14 protein-coding genes are annotated in these 15,168 nt (G+C 62.8%); 9 read left to right on the top strand and 5 right to left on the bottom strand.

Annotated elements, in window-relative coordinates; translation table 11 throughout:
• From QSV36_RS08505 to QSV36_RS08465, 9 genes are all read left to right on the top strand, one after another.
• The coding region (locus QSV36_RS08505) for a thiamine pyrophosphate-dependent enzyme (RefSeq protein ID WP_289131176.1) at nt 1–655 on the top strand (655 nt) is incomplete at its 5' end.
• A 143-nt stretch (nt 656–798) separates the two neighbouring features.
• Complete coding sequence (locus tag QSV36_RS08500; protein ID WP_289131175.1) at nt 799–2,745, top strand: flavin monoamine oxidase family protein; 1,947 nt, start codon at nt 799–801, stop codon at nt 2,743–2,745.
• 137 nt (nt 2,746–2,882) lie between these two features.
• Nucleotides 2,883–3,779, top strand: coding sequence for a nitrilase family protein (locus QSV36_RS08495; protein WP_289131174.1), 897 nt, complete (start codon nt 2,883–2,885; stop codon nt 3,777–3,779).
• A gap of 11 nt (nt 3,780–3,790) precedes the next feature.
• The gene (locus QSV36_RS08490; protein WP_289131173.1) at nt 3,791–4,945 is read left to right on the top strand and encodes a hypothetical protein; all 1,155 of its coding nucleotides are present in this window, start codon (nt 3,791–3,793) and stop codon (nt 4,943–4,945) included.
• Nucleotides 4,942–5,931, top strand: coding sequence for an asparaginase (locus tag QSV36_RS08485; protein WP_289131172.1), 990 nt, complete (start codon nt 4,942–4,944; stop codon nt 5,929–5,931). The genes QSV36_RS08490 and QSV36_RS08485 overlap by 4 nt, the downstream gene beginning before the upstream one ends.
• Before the next feature lie 90 nt (nt 5,932–6,021).
• Nucleotides 6,022–6,570, top strand: a complete 549-nt coding sequence (locus QSV36_RS08480) for a UPF0149 family protein (RefSeq protein WP_289131171.1) — start codon at nt 6,022–6,024, stop codon at nt 6,568–6,570.
• Between the two features lie 173 nt (nt 6,571–6,743).
• Nucleotides 6,744–7,373, top strand: coding sequence for a glutathione S-transferase family protein (locus tag QSV36_RS08475; protein WP_289131170.1), 630 nt, complete (start codon nt 6,744–6,746; stop codon nt 7,371–7,373).
• Nucleotides 7,374–7,400: 27 nt separating this feature from the next.
• Nucleotides 7,401–9,437: a pyridoxamine 5'-phosphate oxidase family protein gene (locus QSV36_RS08470; protein ID WP_289131169.1), complete on the top strand. Its 2,037-nt coding sequence runs from the start codon at nt 7,401–7,403 to the stop codon at nt 9,435–9,437.
• 112 nt (nt 9,438–9,549) lie between these two features.
• Complete coding sequence (locus QSV36_RS08465; RefSeq protein ID WP_289131168.1) at nt 9,550–10,446, top strand: LysR family transcriptional regulator; 897 nt, start codon at nt 9,550–9,552, stop codon at nt 10,444–10,446.
• A gap of 13 nt (nt 10,447–10,459) precedes the next feature.
• On the opposite strand, the gene QSV36_RS08460 is transcribed toward QSV36_RS08465, so the two are convergent.
• The 5 genes from QSV36_RS08460 to QSV36_RS08440 all read right to left on the bottom strand — a co-directional run bounded on the left by QSV36_RS08460 (nt 10,460) and on the right by QSV36_RS08440 (nt 15,144).
• Nucleotides 10,460–11,329 (bottom strand): aldose 1-epimerase, encoded by an 870-nt coding sequence (locus QSV36_RS08460; protein WP_289131167.1) that lies wholly within the window; start codon nt 11,327–11,329, stop codon nt 10,460–10,462.
• Nucleotides 11,330–11,354: 25 nt separating this feature from the next.
• On the bottom strand, nt 11,355–12,635 hold the full coding sequence (locus QSV36_RS08455) for a TRAP transporter large permease (RefSeq protein ID WP_289131166.1): 1,281 nt from the start codon (nt 12,633–12,635) through the stop codon (nt 11,355–11,357).
• Nucleotides 12,636–13,163 carry a TRAP transporter small permease gene (locus QSV36_RS08450; RefSeq protein ID WP_289131165.1) on the bottom strand — a complete coding sequence of 176 codons (528 nt, stop codon included), beginning with the start codon at nt 13,161–13,163 and terminating at the stop codon, nt 12,636–12,638.
• Nucleotides 13,164–13,227: 64 nt separating this feature from the next.
• The gene (locus tag QSV36_RS08445; protein ID WP_289131164.1) at nt 13,228–14,199 is read right to left on the bottom strand and encodes a TRAP transporter substrate-binding protein; all 972 of its coding nucleotides are present in this window, start codon (nt 14,197–14,199) and stop codon (nt 13,228–13,230) included.
• A 63-nt stretch (nt 14,200–14,262) separates the two neighbouring features.
• Nucleotides 14,263–15,144, bottom strand: a complete 882-nt coding sequence (locus QSV36_RS08440) for a glucurono-1,5-lactonase (protein ID WP_289131163.1) — start codon at nt 15,142–15,144, stop codon at nt 14,263–14,265.
• Nucleotides 15,145–15,168 lie beyond the last annotated feature (24 nt).

Genomic DNA, 15,168 nt, shown 5'->3' with positions numbered 1-15,168 from the left:
GGACTTCACCCGGCTGATGACCATCCGTGAAGCCAACGAAGCGCAGATCGCCGAAGGCGCCGACGACAACCGCTTCCCGGTCTACCCGCAGCGCCTGGTGGCCGACATCCGTCGTGTGCTGCCGTCCGAAGGCATCGTCGCCCTGGACAACGGCATCTACAAGATCTGGTTCGCCCGCAACTACAAGGCGCACAAGCCCAACACCGTGCTGCTGGACAACGCCCTGGCGACCATGGGCGCCGGCCTGCCATCGGCGATGGCAGCGCACCTGGTGCACCCGGACCGCCCGGTGATTTCGGTGTGCGGCGACGGCGGCTTCATGATGAACAGCCAGGAGCTGGAAACGGCAGTGCGCCTGGGCATGCACATCACCGTGGTGATCCTGCGTGACGATGGCTACGGCATGATCCGCTGGAAGCAGGCCAACATGGGCTTCACCGATTTCGGCCTGGACTACGGCAACCCGGACTTCGTCAAGTACGCCGAAGCCTACGGTGCCAACGGCCACCGCGTGGAAAGCGCCGACGGCCTGCTGCCGCTGCTCGAGCACTGCATCAACACCCCAGGCGTGCACGTGATCGACTGCCCGGTCGACTACAGCGAGAACGACCGCATCCTCAACAGCGAGCTGCGTGAGCGCGCGCTGGCGGTGTAAAGCGTAACAGTCCAGTTGATGACGCTCCGGCAGCCACAGATACCTCCGATCCTGTGGCTGCCGGCTGGTGGTAAACAATAACCCCTTCGCCCGTTGGGTCATTATTCATGCTCGGTTCTTCAACCCATGAAGAGCACGCGAACATGACCATCGGTTCAACACACAACCATCCTGCAGACCTCGCCATCGAGCCCTCCCTGCCCATGCAACCGTGGGCCGCACGTTACCCCAACCCTCCTGATCTCTGCTTTGATTACCGCCGTCTGATCGAACAGGAAGGAGGCGTTGCACGAGCCACCCAGCCAGACCACCGAATCTGCATCGTCGGTGCTGGTATTACCGGGCTGACTGCGGCTCGAGAACTATTGCGCTGCGGCTTTACCCGGATCTCCTTGATCGAGCAGTCCCAGCGTGTGGGTGGGCGTCACCTGACCTTGTTGAATAACAGCGGAAATCACAAGCAGCCGGCAACCCCTTTCGAAATGGGGGCCATGCGCATGCCGTTTTTCAACAGGACTGGTGAATCACCAAAAGACGGGCGCTCGCTTATGGCCTACTACGCCAAGCTGTTCGACCTGCGCATTTCCGATTTTCCGAATCCGGGGACGCCGTGGGTCAACGCCACGGGGATATACCTTCGTGATGGCCAGTTGGAGGGTGGTGGTGATCCTGCGCTGCTGGTCTGGCGTAACCCAGAAGGCAACACACCTCCCCCCACCCTGATACTTCAGCAGGTCTATGACAAGTGGCACCATTTTGCGACACGCTTCGCCGAGCGTATCGCTACGGTTTATGGCACTACTGGCTGGGAGTCGATGTGGTCGGCCATCGTTGAACGCTATCACCGGTTATCGTTTAGAGAACTGGTGCATCTACCCGCCCTTGCGGCTTGGGATCCAGCAAAGCCTGGAGACTTTGGTGGGTTAGGCATGAGCAGCGACGAATCGGCGATCTTCTATGCGATCGGCATTGGAGATGGCAGTTGGGGAGCGTTCTATGACGTCTGTTGCCTGTATCCGCTGCGTACAGCAATCTTTGGCTTCAGTAGCCATTTGCAGTTGGTACATGGGCGTGTTGATCAAGAGGGTGTGCCCTATGCGGCACCGCACCTCGAAGCCAGCCGTGTCCCTGACAGCAAAGGGTTGATGTTTCAGGGGCCAGCGTATATCGGGCTCGCAGCGCTGGATGAAAGTCTTATGTTTCTAGGCATCGGACTGAGCGGCACCTCGCTGTACGACCACCTGTTGCAACGAGAGGATGGCCTACTCACCGACACCTCGGTCTGCTCATTACAGAAACTGGAGAATGGTCAGTTGCGGGTCGGTTATCGTTGGCATTGCAGCGATCCGGTTGAAGAAAGCCTCCACTACGAAGACTTCGACAGTGTGATCCTGACTACCCCGTCGTGGTTGATCGAAACCAACATCCGGCTTGACGGTTTCAATCGCCAGATGCTGCCGCAGACGATCGTGGATGCCTGGAAGCATGCTCATTGGGAGACCAGTTGCAAGGTTTATGCTCCGCTGAACAAGCGCTTCCTCGACCGTAAGTCGGCTTTGCCCCAGATCCTGGTAACCGACAGTTTTGTCCACGACGTGTATGCCTATCGATACAACGATAGTTATCCAGAGGACTGCATCCTGCTGAGTTATACCTGGGAGGACGATGCAACGAAGCTGGCCGCATTTTCCGACGCGCAGTTGGGGCAGAAATGCGTGAACGAGCTTGATCGAATTCTGCTGCGGTGTAGCAACATAGGCGAGGCCATATCCCCCTACATTGACACTCGCAACATCCGCATACAACGGTGGATGACAGATAAGAACGCCCTGGGATGTGCAAAGCTGTACCGGGCAGGCACTTATTACGATGCGGTAAACCTGATGAAATACAACCGCGATTTCAGCGCTCAGTCAGGCCTGTACCTGGCTGGAGAGTCCTTCTCTGTTGACGCCGGCTGGACCGAGCCGTGTTTACGAACGGCTGTGGATGTCGTGATCAACCTTTGTGATAGAACATCAGCACAGTTTCACGGTGGTTTCACCCTGGACCATTACCCGCATTATCAAGTCAGGATCCAAGGCTGTTAGCGTGTTGATTGTAGGGCCATTCCTACAATATCTCTTTTCCTTTCCTTCGAGCTGGTGGGAGTGTCCTGACTGTCACTCCCCAGCCCAGCCCCGTTTTACTGGCGTCCTTCCAAAACAACCACAAGAAGGAAGCTGCCATGTCTGCACACTGTCCCGCCGTCAGTCCAGTTCGCATCGCCGTCATCCAGTACGACCCGCAGGTCGGGCTTGAGCATTGCGACGGCAACCTGAGCAAAGGCCTGGCATTGGCCCGTCGCGCCGCGCTAGAAGGCGCCAACCTGATCGTGCTGCCTGAGCTGGCCAACACCGGTTACACCTTCCACACCCGCGCAGAAGCCTATGCCCACGCCGAGACGCTAGAGGCAGGTATCAGCCTGAAAGCCTGGGCGGATTTTGCCAGGGAATATCAGGTCTACCTGGCCGCAGGTTTTGCCGAACGCGACGGGCTGAAGCTCTACGACAGTGCCGTACTGTTCGGCCCTGAAGGCCTGCTAGGCCATTACCGCAAGGCCCACCTATGGAATCAGGAGAAGCTCTGGTTCACCCCTGGCAACCTGGGTTTCCCGGTATTCGAGACACCGATCGGGCGTATCAGCCTGCTGATCTGCTGGGACATCTGGTTCCCTGAAGTGCCACGGCTGATGGCAGCACAAGGTGCCGACATCATCTGCAGCCTGAACAACTGGGTGTGGACCCCACCACCGTTGTTCGATGACACGGGGCGCTGCATGGCTTCCTACCTGACCATGACCGCGGCACACGTCAACAACCTCTACATTGCCGCAGCCAACCGCATAGGCCATGAGCGGGGTGGGCGCTTCCTCGGTTGTTCGTTGATTGCCGGTAGCAATGGCTGGCCCATCGGCGAGGTGGCCAGTGCCGAAGAGGAGAGCATTGTCTTCGCCGATGTCGACCTCAGCAGTGCCCGCTCGGCACCGATCTGGAACAGCCTCAACGACCTGCCTCGGGACCGCCGTACCGATCTCTATGACGCGACCCTTGGTTACCGCCTGCATGCTGCGATGCCGCGTTGAGGAGGTGGCACATGAAAACCTTGCATGCTCTGGATCGGAAGCATTTGTCCCTGGTGCTGTTCGTCAGCCTGCTGGGGGCACTGGCTGCCAGCCTCGCCCACGGCCAATGGCCGGACTACACGCAACTGGCGGCGACACTCGATCAGCCACTGAGCCGGCTGCGCTGGATCGTCGGTGATATCAGTGAGGTGGCGTTCTACAAGCACGAACTGCCCGCCCTGGGCTTGCTGCTGGGGGCTTGCCTGGCGCACCTGGCCCATGTGCACGGCTATCGCTGGCAGGGTTTTGCCATCTGCTATGGCAGCGGACTATGGCCATGGGTGTTCACCAGCTCGCTGTTGGGCCTGTTGCTCAGCCACGCGTTCTGGGGCTGGACCTTGGCCAGTGGCACCTGGCAGCCGACCTTCGTTGCCTTCGTATCGTTGCCGGCAGCCATGGTGCTGCTGTACGGCGCGGGTTGGCGGGTCACGCTCAGCGGCGCACTGCTGGGAGCGTTGCTGGTCACCCCGGCCAGTCTGTTGATGGTCAACTACCTGTGTTATCCGCTGCAGCTGCCGGTGGTAATCGGCAACGTCAGTGGCATGGCGTTGGCAAGCCTGGTGGCGTTCATGCTGTGCCGGCGCTTTCCGTCATGGGTGCGGCCCAGCCACAAACCCGCGGTACGCGAACCCGTTGCTGCGCAACCCGATTACGGCGTTGTCTGGACCTTGCGACGGGTTTTGGCCGATTTCAGCGAAGCGCCATTCTTCGGTAATGAGCTGGCCAGCCTCGGGCTGCTGCTGGGCGTGCTTCTGGCTTACCTGCTGGCCCCGGCAGCGCCGGCCTACGGTTCGCTGCTGCTGATACCAATGGTTGCCGGCCAGGCATTGGCATCATTGGTCGGGGTTCTGCTCTGGCGTGGTCAATGGCAGGCGCGTGGTTGGTATCCCACTTACATACCCATCGTCTCGATCGTCCCGGCCGCAGTGCTCACCCATGGCGGTAGCTGGCAAGTGGTGGTGGGCAGCGCAGTGCTGGGCGCGCTGGTGGCTCCGCCATTGGCAGCGGCCATTACCCAGCGTTTGCCGGCCTACATGCATGGCTACATTGGAAATGTGCTGTCGATGGCCATCAGTACGCTGGGGATCGTGCCGCTGGTTGGCTGGTTTGCGGGAGGTGCAGCATGAGCGAGCAAACGCATCTGCCCAAGCTGTCGATTGCCAGCCTGGGGGGCACGGCAAGCATGCAGGCAAGCGCCCATGGCTGCGCGGTGGTGCCCAGGCTTGGTTGCGACGCATTGCTGGCAAGCGTGCCGCAACTGCGCAAGATGGCCCAGCTTGAAATGGCCACGCTGGGCCTGCTGCCCAGCGCCTCGCTGGGCTTTGCGACGCTGCTCGAAGTGTTGGCCTGGGCGCGTGCAGAAGTGGAGCGCGGAGCGCAGGCGGTAATCCTCACCCAAGGGACCGACAGCCTTGAAGAAACGGCGTATTTCCTCGATCTGCTGTGGCCGTTCGATGCACCAATCGTGATGACCGGTGCCATGCGCGCGGCCAGCCAGCCGGGCTGCGACGGCCCGGCCAACCTGCTGGGTGCGGCGCAGGTGGCCCTGGCGCCGGGCAGCCGTGGGCGCGGCGTATTGGTGCTGATGAACGATCAAGTCCATGGCGCCGCAAGGGTGCGCAAGGGCGCCAGCCTGGCGATGGCTGCATTCGAGTCGCCCGGTGGTGGCGCGCTGGGCGATGTCGTCGAGGGCGCGGTGGTCTATCGCCAACCGGCTATACGGCGGGAGGTGCTGCCGCTACCGCAACGCACCGAACATCGCGTTGCACTGCTGGAAGCCTGCCTGGACGCGGATACGGCGTTGTTACAGGCCGTTGCCACACTCGGTTACGAGGGGCTGGTCATTGCCGGATTTGGCGCGGGGCATGTTTCCGCGTGTTGGGCCCAGGTGCTGGATACGCTGGTGCCCGCCTTGCCGGTGATCGTCGCCACCCGCACGGGCAGTGGCCCTACAGCCCGCGCCACCTATGGCTTTGCCGGAGGCGAGATCGACCTGCAAGGCAAAGGTGTACACATGGCCGGGCAGCTTTGCCCGCGCAAGTGTCGCATTCTGTTGTGGTTGCTGATCGGTAGCGGCAGGCAGCACCTGCTGCAAAGCCTGTTGCCAGGCTGACCAAACTGCCCGCGGGTCGACAACCGCGGGCAGCCCTTGGGCGGTTCTGTGCTAGGGTGCACACACTTTTGCTTCTCAGGATGTCCACCCATGCTACCCGCCCTCAGCGAAAAAGAACTCGACCGCCTCGAAGACCTGCTGATCACCTACGGCAACGATTACTCGGTGCTGAACCTGGCCGAGCTCAATGGTTTTTTCACGGCCCTGGCCAGCTCGTCGGTCACCGTCACCCCGGAGCAATGGCTGCCCGTGGTAGCGGGTGGCAAGGTGCCGAAATTCAAGAAGCCGGCGCATGAAGAGGCCTATACGGCGTTGATGCTGCGCTACGCCAACCAGGTGGCGGAAGAACTGGGTGACGACATCGACCAGTTTGAGCCGCTGTTCGAGGAAAGCGAAGGCGAGCAGGGCACGGTGATCGTGATGGAGGAGTGGTGCTTTGGCTACATGCGCGCCACTCAGGTCGCTGGCTGGGAGCCGCTGCCTGCGGAGCAGGATCAGTTGCTCAAGGCCATTTCGCTGCATGGGCTGGAGGATAACTTCGAGCTGCTGGACCAGATGAGCGAAGAGGATATCCAGGCCTGCGTACCACAGGTGGTCGAGGCGGCACGTGGTCTATTCCGGTACTTCAAACTGCACTGAATCCAGCGTGTGCCTTTGAGGCGGGTGCTTGCGGGGGGTTAGTTGGTGCCTGCGTCAGCATTATTGCGCCGAGCGAAATTATGGTTTCCCCGGCGCACTGATTCTGTTGCCAGGCGAACCCGTGCAGCATGTGCTCCATCAGCCCACCCCGGAGCTGACCAGGAGCCAAGCCCATGTCGAACCCGATCAAGCTTTACAACTTCCCCAAGTCCGGCCACGCCCACCGCATCGAGCTGATGCTTTCGCTGCTGAACCTGCCTACCGAGCTGGTCTTCGTCGACCTGGCCAAAGGTGCGCACAAACAGCCCGACTTCCTGGCGCTGAACCCGTTCGGCCAGGTGCCGGTGATTGATGACAACGGCACGGTGATTGCCGATTCCAATGCCATCCTCGTCTACCTGGCAAAGAAGTATGACAACGGCACCTGGCTGCCCGAAGAACCAGCCGCTGCCGCCCGCGTGCAACGCTGGTTGTCGGTCGCTGCCGGCCCGCTGGCATTCGGCCCTGCCGCCGCCCGCCTGGTGACCGTATTCGGTGCATCGTTCAACACCGACGAAGTGATTGCCCGTGCCCACACCTTGCTCAAGGTGATCGACGCCGAACTGGCCAAGGCACCCTTCCTGGCGGCTGATACCCCGACCATTGCCGACATCGCCAACTACTCGTACATCGCCCACGCACCAGAAGGCAACGTGTCGCTGGAGCCCTATGCCAACGTACGCAACTGGTTGGTCAGGATCGAGGCGCTGCCGGGCTTCGTGCCGATGCCGCGCACCGTGATCGGCTTGCAGACCAGCGCCTGACACTTCGCCAGCACGAGGAACGCCGCCATGCAACAGAACCCGGAGCACCGCCCCTCGCCCTGGCATGCGGGCGAGAAAACCCTGCAGGAAAAGGTCGGTGTCGCGGAGCGCATGGAGGCGTTCGGGCAGAAGGTGATTCGCGACTACATGCCCGAGCAGCATCGTACCTTCTATCATCAGCTGCCGTTCATGATCGCCGCCAGCGTGGATGCCCAGGGGCGGCCCTGGGCGACCGTACTGGAAGGGCCGGAAGGCTTCGTCAGCTCGCCGGACCCTCGCCAGCTGACGATCGACACCCAACTGCCAGCAGACGACCCCGCTACCGTCGGGCTGAGCGCCGGGCAGGCGGTCGGCCTGCTGGGTATCGAACTGCACACGCGTCGGCGCAACCGCCTCAACGGGCAGATCCGCCACGGCGCCAACGGCCAACTGCAGGTCACGGTCGAGCAATCGTTCGGCAACTGCCCGCAGTACATCCAGCTGCGCGAGTACACGCGCGTCGCCGAACCCGCCCAGGGGCGTGTCGATGCGGCGACGCTGGGTGCAACGGCTGTCGACATGATCCGCGCAGCCGACACTTTTTTTGTCGCCAGCTATATCGAGCATGGCGATGGCCAGCGCTCGGTGGATGTCTCCCACCGTGGCGGCCGGCCCGGCTTCATCAAGGTCGAAGGCAACCGCCTGACCGTCCCCGACTATGCCGGCAACCTGCATTTCAACACCTTGGGCAACCTATTGGTGAACCCACGCGCAGGGTTGCTGTTCATCGACTTCGCCACGGGCAATGTGCTGCAGCTCTACGGGCGTACCGAAGTTCTGCTGGATAACCCGGCCAGCCAGGCCTTCGAGGGCGCCGAGCGCTTGTGGACGCTGGACGTCGAGCAGGTGGTGTGGCGCCCGGCGGCCGTGTCCCTGCGCTGGGCGTTCAAGGAATATGCGCCAACCAGCCTGGCGACCGGCACCTGGGAAGAAGCCGAAGCGCGCCTGCAGCGACGTCAGCAGCAGCGCCAATGGCAGCCGTGGCGTGTGCTGCGGGTAGAACAGGAAAGCCGCGATATCCGCTCGTTCTACCTTGAACCGCCTGCCGGCAGCAAGGTGACCTTTGCCGCGGGGCAGCATGTGCCGGTGCAAGTGCAGCTCGCTGGTGAGGCGGCGCTGATCCGCACCTACAGTTTGTCCAGCGCGCCTTCCGACCGCTACCTGCGCATCAGCGTCAAAGCCCAGGGCCCGGCGTCGCGGCACTTGCATGAGCGCATTGTGGCTGGCGATGTGCTGAATGTACGCGCGCCGATGGGCAGCTTCGTGCTGGACCCGCACAGCACCCGGCCGCTGGTGCTGATTGGCGCGGGGGTGGGAATCACGCCATTACTGGCCATGCTGCGCGAGCAGCTGAGCAAGGGGCAGGCACGGCCTGTTCACTTGTTCCATGGCGCGCGCAGCCTGGCTGACCTGCCGTTTGCTGAGGAACTGGCACGCTTGCGACAGCAAGCCGGCGGCCTGCTGCAGGTGCACCGCGCCCTTAGCCAGCCGGAAGAGCACGCGCTGATCGGCCGTGATTACCAGTTCGCTGGTCGGTTGGGGATCGAGCAGGTCAAGGCAACGCTGGCGCTGGGCGACTACGATTTCTACCTGTGCGGCCCGGGCAGTTTTACCCAGCAGTTGTATGAGGGGCTGCGCGGAGTGCATGTACCGGATGCGCGGATCCACGCCGAAGCCTTCGGCCCTTCGACGCTTCGGCGGCACACCGACGCGGGCCAGCCCAGCCTGCAGCAGCCGCCTGCGGCCAGCGAGCCGGTGCCAGTGTACTTTGCCGCTTCGGCCAAAGAGGCGCGCTGGGCGCCCGGTAGCGGCACGTTGCTGGAGCTGGCCGAGGCACGCGGATTGGCCCCGGAATTCAGTTGCCGAGGCGGATCGTGCGGTACCTGCAAGACCCGCCTGGTGAGTGGCCAGGTGCATTACCCGAACCCGCCGGCCGAATTGCCGGAAGCCGGTTCGGTGCTGATCTGTTGTGCCGTGCCGGCGAAGGTGGAAGAAGGCGGGCAAGCGTTGGTATTGGATGCCTGATTCGCCTGCCTCTTCCACGGGCTGTTGCAGGCGCGGCCCGTGGACGCAACAGGCAGCAGAAAACGCCCAGATGAAAGATAATCCCGGCACCTCATGCCCACCAGGAGCCCGCATGGACCAGATCCACCTGATGAAGGTGTTCGTCGCTACCGGCGAACTGGAAAGCTTCGCCGCCGCTGCTCGGCGCCTGGACATTTCTCCTGCGGCGGTTACCCGTGCCGTCAGCGCCCTGGAAGAACAGCTCGGGGTCAAGTTGCTGCTGCGCACCACCCGCAGCGTCCGCCTGACCGAAGCCGGTAACCGCTACCTGGAAGATACCCGGCATATCCTCGCCAGCATCCACGAAGCCAACGAAGCCGCCGCCGGCATCAACTCGACGCCCAAGGGCGACCTGGCCGTCACTGCGCCCATCCTGTTCGGCAAGAAGTTCGTCATGCCGTGCATCGTCCGCTACCTGCAACAGTACCCTGAAGTTGACGTTTCTGCCTACTTCCTCGACCGCATCGTCAACATGGTCGAAGAGGGCATGGACGTGGCCGTTCGCATCGGCCCCTTGCCCGACTCCGGTCTGAAAGCACTGCGCGTGGGCAGGGTCCGGCGCATGCTCTGTGCCTCCCCCGAATACCTGGCGCGCCATGGCGTGCCGAAGCACCCGTCCGACCTGGCCGGGCATGCGGTGATCGGCACCACCAACCTGTCGCCACGCGCCGGCTGGCGCTTCGGGGTGGCCGAGGAACCGACCCTGGTGCGCGTCAAACCCCGCTTGACCGTCACCAGCAATGACGGGGCAATCGCCGCCGCCAGTGGCGGGTTGGGCATTGCCCGCCTGCTGTCGTACCAGGTCGCGGATGAACTGGCCAGTGGGCAGTTGCAGGTGCTCCTGGCCGAGTACGAGGAGGCGCCCTGGCCGATCCATGTGCTGCACCGGGAGAGCAAGTACGGTTCGGCCAAGGTCCGGGCGTTCATTGACATGCTGGCGCAGGCGCTGAGGGCGCAGCAGCTGGATTGATACCCCAATACCCTTATAGCGCCTGGTACTGCATTGTGAACGACAGGCTCAGCGCGTCCCCCTGCTGTAACAAGCGCAACCCCGGGCGCCCCGGCAGGTGGTGCGCATTGACCGGGTGGCTGACCGGCTCGAAGCAGAAAAAGCCTTGCCCTTGCGGGCAGAACAACAAGAAGTGCTCCGCGCCGCTGGCACGGCATGCCAGTCGGTAGCCGGCGCCGGGCTGTTCGATCACGCATTCGCCCGGCCAGTCACTGAAGGCGTGGTCAACCAGTGTCTCCGGCAACACCCCCATCGTATTGAAACACCATTGATGAGGCACCGGCGCCTGATACGAAGGCAACCGCCCCATTTCCGCCAGCCACACCTTGTGCGCTGGCGCATACAGCCTGGTGTCGGGGTATCGGGGGAAGTAGGGGTGCAGCCCCAATCCATACCAGGTCGCCCGCGCATCGCGGTGGGTAACCTGCAGGCCCAGTACCAGTGCACCTTCATTCAGGTGAATATCCAGCGTTGCCTGGTAGGCGAAGGGGACTTCGCTGACCAGCGTCAGCCGTGCATGCCCTTCGCTGTGCCGGACGACCTGCCAGACCTGCTGCCAGGCACTGCCATGGATCGGGTAGGGATCATGCGTGGTGTTCGGCAACAGTGCCTGCCAGCCACCCGGGCGGGCAAAGCCCCCCTCGGCAATGCGGTTGGACCAAGGCACCAGTGGGTAGCAGGCCAGGCGGCGTGGCGAACCGCTGGCCAGCGCGTCGGCGCCGGAATGGCGCAGCAACGCCTGCCCGGTCGCCTTCACCTGCCAGTTGACCAGGCTGGCGCCCAGCTCCGGGGCCAGGCTCAGGCGGGTCAGACGGTCGTGCAGATGCAGTTCGGTCACGACCATGCCAGGCCCCTTGAGCGCTTCCCGGTCACAGCACCACGCCCGGCAGCCACAGCGAAATGGCCGGAATATAGGTCACGGCCATCAGCACCAGGAACAGCGCCAGGTAGAACGGCAGCAACGCTTTCACCGTCGACTCGATGCTCACCTTGCCGATGGCCGAGCCGACGAACAGCACCGCCCCTACCGGCGGCGTGATCAAGCCGATGCCCAGGTTGACCAGCATGATCATGCCGAAGTGCACCGGGTCCACGCCGATACCGGTGATCACTGGCAGCAAAATCGGCGTGAGGATCAGGATCAGCGGTGCCATGTCCATTACCGTGCCCAGCAGCAACAGCATGAAGTTGATGCACATGAGGATCACGTAACGGTTGTCCGACAGGGTCAGGAATGCCGTGGTGATCTTCGACGGGATCTGCATCAGCGTCATCACGTAGCCGAAGCTGGCGGCGAAGCCGATCAGGATCATCACGATGGAAATGGTCCGCACCGTGCGGTGCATCAGCTTGGGCAGGTCGCGCCACTTGTAGTCGCGGTAGATGAACATGGTCACGAAGAACGACCACACCACCGCCACGGCCGCCGACTCGGTCGCGGTGAACACCCCCGACAGGATACCGCCGAGGATGATCACCATGGCCATCAGCCCCCACAGTGCCTCACCGGCAATCTTCACTGCCTGGCGCAGCGGTATGACTTCACCCTTGGGGTAATTGCGTTTTTTCGCGAACAACAGGCACAGGCCCATCATCACCGCGCTCAGCAGCAGCCCCGGCATCACCCCGGCCATGAACAGCGAGGCGATCGACACCGAGCCGCCGGCAGCCAGCGAGTACAGCACCGAGTTGTGGCTGGGCGGTGTCAGCAGCGCCTGCACCGAGCCACTGACGGTGACCGCCGTGGAGAATTCGCGTGGGTAGCCCTTGCGCTCCATTTCTGGAATCAGCACCGAGCCCACCGACGCCGTGTCCGCTACCGACGAGCCGGAAATCGCCCCGAAGAAGGTCGAGGCCATGATGTTGACCAATGACAGCCCACCGCGCACGAAGCCCACCAGCACCCCGGCGAAGGCCACCAGTCGCCGGGACATGCCGCCTTCGGCCATGATCGCACCGGCCAGCACGAAGAACGGAATGGCCAGTAGCGAGAATTTGTTAACCCCGCTGGCCACCTGGATCATCATCGCCTGCAGCGGGATGTCGATCCACCAGGCGCCGATCAGTGCCGACAGGCCCAGGGCGTAGGCCACCGGCATGCCCAACAGAATGAGTGCAACGAAACTGCCCAACAGAATGAACGCATCCATCTATGCCGCTCCTTCGTTTTCTTCAAGCTGGTCGAAGCGCACCACCTTGCGATGGCTCTGGTCGCCCAGCAGCAGTTTTTCCACAACGAACACCAGGGTCAGCACCCCACCAATCGGGATCGGCGCGTAGGTCATGCCCACCCGCACACCCGGCAAGGACGCCAGAAACTGGTTCCAGGTGGTGATGCACAGCTTGGTGCCGTAGTACGCCATGAACACGCACACCAGGATCATCAGCACCTGCACCAGCAGCGCGACCAGGTGACGCGGCACTGGCGGCAGGCGCTCGGTGATCATGCCGACTGCCATGTGCGCCCCGGCCCGGTAGCTGGCGGCAGCCCCGACGAAGGTGAATACCACCATCAGCAGTATGGCCACCGGCTCCGGCCAACTCGAGCCGGTGCCCAGCACGTAACGGGCGAAGATGCCCCAGGGGATGATCAGCGACATGGCCAGGATCGACAGCCCGGCCACCCAGATGCAGCTGCGGTACAGCGTGTCGTTCACACGCAAGACAAGGTTTTTCATGGGCATCACCAAAGCGGCAGGGCGGGGGGCCCGCACTGCCGAAGTCGTTCGGGAAGGGCCGTGGTTACTGGACGGCGTCGATACGCTTCATCAGGTCGGCGTACTGCGCGCCGTATTTTTCGCGTACTGACGCGGTGGCGTCGTAGAACGGCTTCTTGTCCACGCTGATGAACTCGACACCGGCGGCCTTGAGCTTCTCTTCGCTGGCTGCGGACTTGGCGTCCCATAACACGCGCTCTTCCATCTGCGCCTCGCGCGCCACCTTCTTCACCAATGCCTGCTGCTCCGGGGTGAGCTTGTTCCAGGTGGTCTTCGACATCACCACCGGCTCCGGCAGGATCAGGTGGCCGGTCAGGGTGTAGTACTTGGCGTTCTGGTAATGGTTGTGTTCGAGCAGGGTCGGCGGGTTGTTCTCGGCGCCGTCGATCACCCCGGTCTGCAGCGCGCTGAAGATTTCGCCGGTGTCCATGGCGATGCCGTTGCCACCCATGGCGTTCATCATGTCGATGAACAGCGGGTTGCCCTGCACGCGAATCTTCATGCCCTTGAGGTCTTCCAGGCTGCGCACCGGTTTTTTCGTGTAGATGCTGCGCGATCCGCCGTCCATCCAGGCCAGGGCCACCAGGTTGAAGTCGGAGTTGGTGATCTTGTCGAGGATTTCCTGGCCGATCTCACCGTCGATGACCTTGCGCATGTGCTCATGGTCACGGAACACGAACGGCATGTTGAACACGTTCACGTCCGGTACCACCGGGCCGACGATCCCCAGGCTGACGCGGGTCATCTGCACGGCGCCGATCTGCGCCTGTTCGATGACCTCTTTTTCCGAACCCAGCACACCACCGGCGAACATCTTGAAGGTGATTTCGCCATTGCTGGCCTGCTCGAGCTTCTTGCCCATGTTCTGCTCGGCGACCACGGTCGGGTACCCGGCCGGGTGGATCTCGGCGAACTTGATGTCCAGTGCCAAGGCCGACAGGGGCAGGCTGAAGGCGAGGGGGAGTAGCGCGACAAGCAGTTTGCGTTTGAACGTCATGATGAAACTCCGTGGTTTTTATTATCCGGTTTCGAGCGTGCAAGTGAGGGGGCGGCGTAGGGCTCAGCCGCGGTAGGCAGGTTCCTCCAGGCCCTTCGTGCCAGGGCTGAGGGCAAACACCCCACCAGCCAGGGGCTGGTCGCTGAGGTCGATGCCGGTGGGGCGGATCGAGGTGACATACAGGGTGTCCAGGTTGGCGCCGCCAAAGGCGCACATCGAAGGCTTTTTCACCGGTACGCTGAGTGAGCGGTCGAGGCGGCCGTCGGGGGTGAAACGGTGGATCTGGCCGGCGTCATTGCCGCAGATCCAGTAGCACCCGTCCTGGTCGATCGCGGCGCCATCAGGGCGGCCGGGGTAGCCGCGCATGTCGACGAACAGCCGTTTGCCATGTGGCGTGCCGCTGTCGATGTCGTAGTCGAACACCCAGATCTTCTGCACGTTGGGGTGCGAGTCGGACAGGTACATGCGCCGGCCATCAGGGCTGAACGCCAGGCCATTGGGCACGATCATGCCGTCCTGCTGCAGGTGTAGCCGACCTTCGCCGTCAAGCCGGTACAAGGCGCCGACATGCGCGCCTTGCTGCATGTCCAGCAGCATGCTGCCGGCCCAGAAGCGGCCCTGGCGGTCACAGCGGCCGTCGTTGAAGCGCATCCCGGCCTGGGCGTGCTGCACGCCGCCGAGCAGGCGCTTGTCCAGGCTGCCGTCAGCCTTCGCCCGCAGCGCAAAGATGCCGCTTTCCATGCCGGCCACCCAGCCTTGGCCGCTGCGGGCGATGCAGGCAAGCATCTCATCGGCGTGCCAGACCTGATGCACGCCATCGGCAGCCTGCCAGCGGTGCAACTGGCGTGCAGGGATATCGACCCAGTACAGGGCCTGTTCGTCGGGGTGCCACACGGGGCTTTCGCCGGTGCCATTGCGGGCGTCGACGATCAGTTCGCAGTTCATGGCCTTGCCTCCAGGCATGGTAGG

The sequence above is a fragment of the Pseudomonas sp. BCRC 81390 genome, from assembly GCF_030341915.1.
Lineage (GTDB): Bacteria > Pseudomonadota > Gammaproteobacteria > Pseudomonadales > Pseudomonadaceae > Aquipseudomonas.
Note: the sequence above shows the minus strand (reverse complement) of the source record. Positions and strands in the feature narration are given on the sequence as shown.